General features: G+C 70.2%; 6 protein-coding genes. 5 read left to right on the top strand and 1 reads right to left on the bottom strand.

All coding sequences use genetic code 11. From position 1 onward, the window contains the following. Positions 1 to 135: 135 nt before the first annotated feature. Positions 136 to 1,110, bottom strand: a complete 975-nt coding sequence (locus ACFWGJ_RS39585) for an ABC transporter substrate-binding protein (RefSeq protein WP_387333808.1) — start codon at positions 1,108 to 1,110, stop codon at positions 136 to 138. A 482-nt stretch (positions 1,111 to 1,592) separates the two neighbouring features. Here ACFWGJ_RS39585 and ACFWGJ_RS39580 point away from each other — a divergent pair, with 482 nt between their 5' ends. The 5 genes from ACFWGJ_RS39580 to ACFWGJ_RS39560 all read left to right on the top strand — a co-directional run bounded on the left by ACFWGJ_RS39580 (position 1,593) and on the right by ACFWGJ_RS39560 (position 7,117). After that, positions 1,593 to 2,438, top strand: coding sequence for an amino acid ABC transporter permease (locus ACFWGJ_RS39580; RefSeq protein WP_387333807.1), 846 nt, complete (start codon positions 1,593 to 1,595; stop codon positions 2,436 to 2,438). After that, a complete protein-coding gene (locus ACFWGJ_RS39575) occupies positions 2,435 to 4,243 on the top strand; it encodes an FAD/NAD(P)-binding protein (RefSeq protein WP_387333806.1) in 1,809 nt (602 codons plus the stop codon). Before ACFWGJ_RS39580 ends, ACFWGJ_RS39575 begins: the two co-directional genes overlap by 4 nt. Before the next feature lie 107 nt (positions 4,244 to 4,350). Then, complete coding sequence (locus ACFWGJ_RS39570; RefSeq protein ID WP_387333805.1) at positions 4,351 to 5,232, top strand: amino acid ABC transporter permease; 882 nt, start codon at positions 4,351 to 4,353, stop codon at positions 5,230 to 5,232. Then, positions 5,229 to 6,044: an amino acid ABC transporter ATP-binding protein gene (locus tag ACFWGJ_RS39565; RefSeq protein ID WP_387333804.1), complete on the top strand. Its 816-nt coding sequence runs from the start codon at positions 5,229 to 5,231 to the stop codon at positions 6,042 to 6,044. The genes ACFWGJ_RS39570 and ACFWGJ_RS39565 overlap by 4 nt, the downstream gene beginning before the upstream one ends. A gap of 101 nt (positions 6,045 to 6,145) precedes the next feature. Next, entirely contained in the window at positions 6,146 to 7,117 is a 972-nt protein-coding gene (locus ACFWGJ_RS39560; RefSeq protein ID WP_387333803.1) for an ABC transporter substrate-binding protein, read from the top strand. Positions 7,118 to 7,251: the final 134 nt, after the last annotated feature.

Below are 7,251 nucleotides of genomic sequence, written 5' to 3'. Positions count from 1 at the left end.
GCCCCTGCCTTCCATCCCCGCCGCGCCCGCAGGTACCTAGGGGCGCGGGGAACTGCGCAAAGGGGGGCGAGGGGGCGAAGCCCCCATGCGTGGACGGGAATGGGTAGGGGCGGCGGGGGCGGAGAACCCCGTGGGTCAGTCCTTGATCTCTGGTGGCGAGATCTGCGACTCGGTGATCGCCGACCCCGTCGTACCCCACTTCTTGAGGATCTTCGCGTACGTCCCGTCCGAGATCAGCTCGTTCACGGCCGCCCGAACCGCAGGCGCCAACTCCGTCCCCTTCTTGAACGCGAACCCCACATCCAGCCGATGGAACTCGTTCAGGAACTTCAGCCCCTCCTGCTGCGAGACGGCATAGCGAAGCCCGTTGATCGTGCTCATCACCACATCGCTGCGCCCCTGCTGCAGCGAGGACCACAGAGCACCCTGCTCGCTGTACGTCTGCACCTTGTACGCCTTCTCGCCCGCGTCGGAGCACACATGCTTCTGGTCCTCCAGCGTGGCCTCGAACGTGGTGCCCGCCCCGGTCGCCACGTTCAGCCCGCACAGCTGGGCGAGGTCGGTGACCTTGTCCAGGTCGCTGTCCTTACGGGTCGCGAACCCCTGGCCGTCGTTGATGTAGGTGACGAAGTCGATGGTCTTGCGGCGCTCGTCGGTGACACCGAAGTTGCCGACCCCGACGTCGTACTTGCCGCTGTCCAGGGCCGGCAGGATCGCCTCGAAGCTCGCGGCCTCCCGCTTGAGCCGCAGGCCGAGCGTCTTCGCGACGGCGTCCGCGAAGTCGACGTCCTGGCCCGCGAGGGTCTTGCCGTCCTCCAGGTAGTTGGTGCCGGGCGGTGAACCGCCGACGCTCACGGCGAGGGTGAGCGAGTCGGTGCCCGCGGGCAGCAGTTGCGCGGCGGCCGCGTTCTTCTCGACGGCGGAGACGACGTCCGTGGTGGGGATCTCGTTGCTCTTGCCGGCGGCGGCCTGGGCGGTGCCGCCCGCCGCGGTGTCGTCGCCGCCCGAGCCGCACGCGGTGAGCAGCAGGGTCGCGGAGGTGATCAGGGCGAACGGCAGCAAGAGCGGGTTGCGGGCACGGTCGGTGCGGGCACGCGTGTACGTACGCATGGAGCGGTCTCCTGGAAGCAGAGCGCGGGGTGAAAGAGCGCGCGGTGAGGAAACGCGAAGGGGAGCGCCAAAGGGAGCACTGAAGAGCAGGAAATGCGTGAAAGGGCACGATGTGCCGAAGCGCGAGGGGAGGGGTGCGCGTGTGAAGGCCAGGCTGGGGTGAAGAAACGAGGAAGACGCCCGCCCTGGAAGGGCCCGGGCGCGCAGGGGGTCAGCTCAACAGGATGAGGACCACACTCGACCGAAGTCGATGTGGGAGCGCGTGACCAGCCACTGCTGCGAATACATGCGCACAAGTGGAACAGGCATTCGGTTGAACGTCAACTGACGTGAGACGTACCGCTCACAGTGTGGACAGCCTTGACAGCCCGGGGAAACACACCCGTACTCTCAACGGACGGTCCTGCTGAGGGGCTTGGCCGTGATCCGTGTGAAGGCACCACCCGTGTTCGACTCGTCTCGACGCATCACGGAGCCTTCGCATGTCCTCGCACACCCTCACCAAGGTGGCCGCACCGGAAGACGCGGTGCCCTCGCGCATCGTCCCCCGGCGCCGGACCGGCCAGTGGACCGCCGCGGGCCTCGTCCTGATCCTGCTCGGGCTCGCCGTCAACTCCGTCGCACGCAACGAGGCGTTCCAGTGGGACGTGGTCGGCGACTACTTCACCTCGGCCTCGGTCCTGCGCGGTCTCGGCCTCACGCTGTGGCTGACCGGACTCGTCATGGCGCTCGGCTTCGCCCTCGGCGCCCTGCTCGCCGCGGGCCGGCTGTCCGGCAACCCCGTGCTGCGCGCGGTGAGTTGGGGATACGTCTGGCTCTTCAGGTCGATGCCGATCCTGGTGCAGCTGCTGTTCTGGTTCAACATCGGGGCGCTCTACCCGACGCTCTTCGGCGTCAAGACGGTGAACCTGCTCGGCCCGGTCACGGTCGCGATCGTCGGCCTCACCCTGCATGAGGCCGCCTATGCCGCCGAGGTCGTACGCGGCGGCATCCTCTCCGTGGACCGCGGCCAGATCGAGGCCGCCGAGGCGCTGGGGCTGAGCCGGTGGCGCCGCTGGTGGCGGATCGTGCTGCCGCAGGCCATGCGCTCCATCGTGCCGCCGGCCGGGAACATGCTGATCGGGACGCTCAAGGGCACCTCGATCATCAGCGTGATCGCCGTGCAGGACCTGCTCTACTCCGTGCAGCTCGTCTACCACCGCACCTACCAGGTCATCCCGCTCCTGATGGTGGCCACGCTCTGGTACATCATCGTCACCTCCGTGCTCAGCGTCGGCCAGTACTACGTCGAGCGGCACTACGGACGCGGTTCGGAGCGCGCGCGATGAGCGGGCCGGGCGGGGTACGCCCGTCACTGGTGATCGTGGGCGCGGGTCCGCGCGGGACCGGGCTCCTGGAGCGGATCGCCGCCAACGCGCCCGAGCTGTGGGCCGATTCGGGGCTCGACGTGCATCTCGTCGACCCGTATCCGCCGGGCGGCGGTCGCATCTGGCGCGAGGAGCAGCCACCGCTGCTGTGGATGAACTCGCAGGCCCAGGACGTCACCATGTTCACCGACGACACGGTGGACATGGCCGGACCCGTACGGGAGGGCCCCACCCTGCACGAGTGGGCCGAGTTGGACGGACGCCATTTCGCGGACCGGCAGCGGCAGGGCGCCTACATGCGCTGGGTGTACGAGCGGACCGTCGCCGCCCTCCCGCCGGGCATCCGGGTCCGCCACCACCCCCACCGCGCCGTGCGGGTCGGGGGTCCGCGCGAGGGCCGTCAGCAGGTGTGGCTGGAAGGCCGGCCGCGCCCGCTCCTGGCCGACCTCGTCGTCCTCGCGCTCGGCCATCTCGACGCGGAACTCGACGCGGAACAGAGCGAGTTGGCCGCGTACGCGCGTGCCCACGACCTCGTCCATCTGCCGCCCGACTTCACCGCCGACAGCGACCTGTCCGACCTCGGCCCGGGCGAGCCGGTGCTCGTACGCGGCTTCGGGCTCGCCTTCGTCGACCTGATGGTCCTGCTCACGGAAGGGCGCGGGGGCCGCTACGAGAGCGACGCGGACGGGGAGTTGACGTACCGGGCGTCCGGGCGGGAGCCCGTGCTGCACGTCGGGTCGCGGCGCGGAGTCCCGTACCACTCGAAGATCGGTTACGACTGGACCGGTGAACGCCCGCCGCTGCCACGGTTCTTCGGACCCGGTGAGGTCGACGAACTGCTGGCGCGGCCCGATGGGTTCGACTTCCGGCGGGACGTGTGGCCGCTGGTCGAGAAGGAGCTGGGCTTCGCCCACTACCACCGGCTGTTCGCGGCCCACCCCGAGCGCACGGCCATGCCCTGGACCGACTTCGAGCGGCGCTACGAGAAGTCCACCGCCGTCGACGGCGCGGGGCGTGCCGAGCTCCGGGCGCTGGTCGCCGCCGCCGTGCCCGACCCCGCCGACCGGCTGGACCTGACCGCACTCGACCACCCCTTGGAGGGCATACGCCGGCCCTCGTACGACGCGCTCCAGGACGGTCTGCGCGCCTACATCGAAGGGGACCTCGCCCGGCGGCACGACCCCGAGCACAGCCCCGACCTCGCCGTCTTCCTCGGACTCCTCTCCGTCTACGGGCAGTTGGTGCGGCTCGGCGACATCGGGCCCTGGTGGCACGGCTTCTTCAGCTATCTCGCCTCGGGGCCGCCCGGACCCAGGCTGCGGCAGATGCTCGCCCTGTCACGGGCGGGCGTGCTGAACTTCCTCGGCGCCGGGACGACCGTGACGGCCGCGGACGGAGTCTTCCGCGCCACGAGCGCCACCGTGCCCGGCGCGTACGTCGAGGCCCGCGCCCTCGTCGAGGCACGGCTGCCGCACCCCACGGTCGAGCGGACCCGGGACACCCTGCTGCGCGAGCTGTACGCCGAGGGGGCCGCCGCGACGCCCGAGGGGCTGCTCGCCGTCGACCCCGCCGACGGACGCGTCCTCGACCGGTCCGGCGCCCCGCACCCACGGCGTTTCGCGCTCGGGCCGCACACCGACGCCCGGGGTTCCGGCGCGTTCACCCGGCCCCGTACCGGAGGGCCCGCCTTCCGGCAGAACGACGCCACCGCGCGGGCCGCGCTGGCGTTCCTGCGCGACCTCTCCTGTCGCGCCACCGCCGCGTAACCAGCGCGCCCCGCAACAGCGGGCGTCCGCCTCGTCGCACCCGCGCCCACGGCGCACCCCGCGCCCGCACCGCGCACCCCGTTCCCTCCTTCCGCCCCGAGGACCCCATGTCGCTGACCAGTGATCCACCCATCGTCAAGGCGCCGGCCGAGCCCGAGGACTACGGCGCGCTCAAGGTGGTGCCCGTGCGGCACCCCTGGCGCTGGGCCGCCGTGATCGTGACCGCGGTGCTGCTCGCCCAGTTCGCCCACGGGCTCGCCACCAACCCCGGCTGGGAATGGGAGGTGTTCGCGGAGTTCTTCACCGCCGAGGTGATCCTCAAGGCGGTCTGGGTGACCCTGCAACTCACCGCCTACGGAACGGCGTTGGGCTTCGCGCTCGGGATCGTCCTCGCCTTCATGCGGCTGTCCGAGAGCCCGTTCCTGAAGGCCGTCTCCTTCGCGTACATCTGGGCGTTCCGGTCCATCCCGCTGATCGTGCAGCTGCTCTTCTGGTTCAACCTCGCCTACCTCTACAAGGAGCTGAAGTTCGGCATCCCCTTCGGGCCCGGCTTCTTCACCTTCGACACGATGGGTCTGGTCGGCGCGATGAGCGCGGCCGTCCTCGGACTCGCCCTGCACCAGGCCGCGTACGCCGCCGAGATCGTGCGCGGTGGCGTACTGGCCGTCGACAGCGGCCAGCTGGAGGCCGCGGCGGCCCTCGGCATCCCCCGCCTCCGGCAGATCCGCCGGATCGTGCTGCCGCAGGCGATGCGCTCCATCCTGCCGAACGCCGCCAACGAGGTGATCTCCCTCTTCAAGGGCACCTCGATCGTCTCCGTCATGGCGATCGGCGAGCTCTTCTACCAGGTCCAGGTCATCTACGGACGCAACGGCCGGGTCGTACCGCTGCTCATGGTCGCCACGGCCTGGTACATCCTCCTGACCACCGCGCTCTCCATCCTCCAGCACTACGTGGAACGACACTTCGCGAAGGGAAGCACCCGATGAGCGCGCCCACCACCCCCGCCACCGGCACCGACGGCGGGGCCGACGCGCCGGCCGCGCCCATGGTCGACGTCAGGGCCGTCCACAAGAGCTTCGGTTCGCTGGAGGTGCTCAAGGGCGTCGACCTGGAGGTGCGCGCCGGCGAGGTCACCGTCATCCTCGGCCCTTCCGGCTCCGGCAAGTCCACCCTGCTGCGCACCATCAACCACCTGGAGAAGGTCGACCAGGGCTGGATCAGCGTGGACGGCTCGCTGGTCGGCTACCGGCGCTCCGGCGACAAGCTCTACGAGCTGCGCGAGCGCGAGATCCTCAGACAGCGCACCCGGATCGGGTTCGTCTTCCAGAACTTCAACCTCTTCCCGCACCTCACGGTCCTGGACAACATCGTCGAGGCCCCGGTGTCCGCGCTGAAGCGGTCCCGCAAGGACGTCACCGAGGCGGCGCGCAGGCTGCTCGACCGGGTCGGGCTCGCCGACAAGGCCGACGCCTACCCGAAGCAGCTGTCCGGCGGGCAGCAGCAGCGCGTGGCCATCGCCCGCGCGCTCGCCCTGGAACCGAGGCTGCTCCTCTTCGACGAGCCGACGTCCGCGCTCGACCCCGAGCTGGTCGGCGAGGTCCTCGACGTCATCAAGGACCTGGCCCACCAGGGCACCACGATGATCGTCGTCACGCACGAGATCGGCTTCGCCCGTGAGGTCGCGGACACCGTCGTCTTCATGGACGACGGCCGCATCGTCGAACAGGGCGCCCCCGGCGACGTACTCGACGCGCCGAAGCACGAGCGCACCCGCGCCTTCCTCTCCAAGGTCCTCTGAGGGCCCGGGCCGCCCTCGACCCGTCTTCCCACCGGCTCTCGGACCGGCACCCCGGCCGAGCCGCCTTCGCTCACCATCCGCTCCCAGCACAGGAGTTCACCGTGATATCCCGACGCACCCTCGCCGCAGCCGTCGCAGCCCTCGTCGTCGCCCCCCTGCTCAGCGCCTGCGGCGGTGACAGCGACGCGGCGACCGGGACGGGCTCGTCCGGCACCAAGAAGGTCGGCGACGTCAACATCGGCCCCGACCAGAACCGGATCCGCGGCAAGAAGATCGACGAGATCGCCGCGCTCGTCCCGGCGGCGATCCGCGAGCGCGGCACGCTGAAGCTCGGCCAGAGCGCCGACGCCTCACCGCCACTCGGCTTCTACGCGACCGACGACAAGACGAGAATCGGCTCCGAGATCGACCTCGCGACCCTCGTCGCCGACACCCTCGGCCTGAAGCTCGACAACGACGAGGTCTCCTGGGAAAACCTCTTCGTCGGCCTGGACAGCGGCAAGTTCGACGCCGTCTTCTCGAACGTCACCGTGACCGAGGAGCGCAAGGAGAAGTACGACTTCGCCACCTACCGGCTCGACAACATCGCGTTCGAGGCGAAGAAGGGCAGCGGCTGGAAGGTCGACGGGCCGAAGGACGTGGCGGGCAGGACGATCGCCGTGTCCTCCGGCACCAACCAGGAGAAGATCCTCGTCGACTGGAGCAAGCAGAACGAGAAGGCGGGCCGCAAGGCCGTCACCATCAAGTACTTCCAGAAGGACACGGACTACTACCTGGCGCTCCAGTCGGGCCGTATCGACGCCTATCTCGGCCCGAGCCCCTCGGCCGCGTACCACGTGTCCAGCGCCGGGCAGTCGGAGATCGTCGGCACGCTCTCGGGCGCCGGTGACGACCTCCAGGGCAAGATCGCCGCGACCACGAAGAAGGGCAGCGGGCTCGTCGACGCGTACGCGGCCGCCGTCAACCACGTGATCGAGGACGGCAGTTACGCGAAGGTGCTCAAGCGCTGGGGCCTGTCCAGCGAGGCGGTCCCGAAGTCGGAGATCAACCCGCCGGGCCTGCCGAAGATCTGACACCCGGGCCGGAGATCTGACGCCCGGGCCGGAGTACCGCCGGCCGGGCCGAGGATCCGACGCCCGGAACCCGGTGCCGGGCAGCGGGCGACCGCGTCCCCGGTGCCCGACACCGGCTCCCTGCCGAAATGCCC

Origin of the sequence: Streptomyces sp. NPDC060205, assembly GCF_042728395.1 — a bacterium.
In the GTDB taxonomy this organism is placed as follows: Bacteria; Actinomycetota; Actinomycetes; order Streptomycetales; family Streptomycetaceae; genus Streptomyces.
The sequence above is the reverse complement of the archived record's forward strand: the minus strand, read 5'-3'. Positions and strand labels throughout refer to the sequence as shown.

Bases quoted from the DNA above. Each gene is read 5' to 3' on its own strand.
- ACFWGJ_RS39585 (WP_387333808.1), bottom strand. From the start codon at position 1,110: ATGCGTACGTACACGCGTGCCCGCACCGACCGTGCCCGCAACCCGCTC.
- ACFWGJ_RS39580 (WP_387333807.1), top strand. From the start codon at position 1,593: ATGTCCTCGCACACCCTCACCAAGGTGGCCGCACCGGAAGACGCGGTG.
- ACFWGJ_RS39575 (WP_387333806.1), top strand. From the start codon at position 2,435: ATGAGCGGGCCGGGCGGGGTACGCCCGTCACTGGTGATCGTGGGCGCG.
- ACFWGJ_RS39570 (WP_387333805.1), top strand. From the start codon at position 4,351: ATGTCGCTGACCAGTGATCCACCCATCGTCAAGGCGCCGGCCGAGCCC.
- ACFWGJ_RS39565 (WP_387333804.1), top strand. From the start codon at position 5,229: ATGAGCGCGCCCACCACCCCCGCCACCGGCACCGACGGCGGGGCCGAC.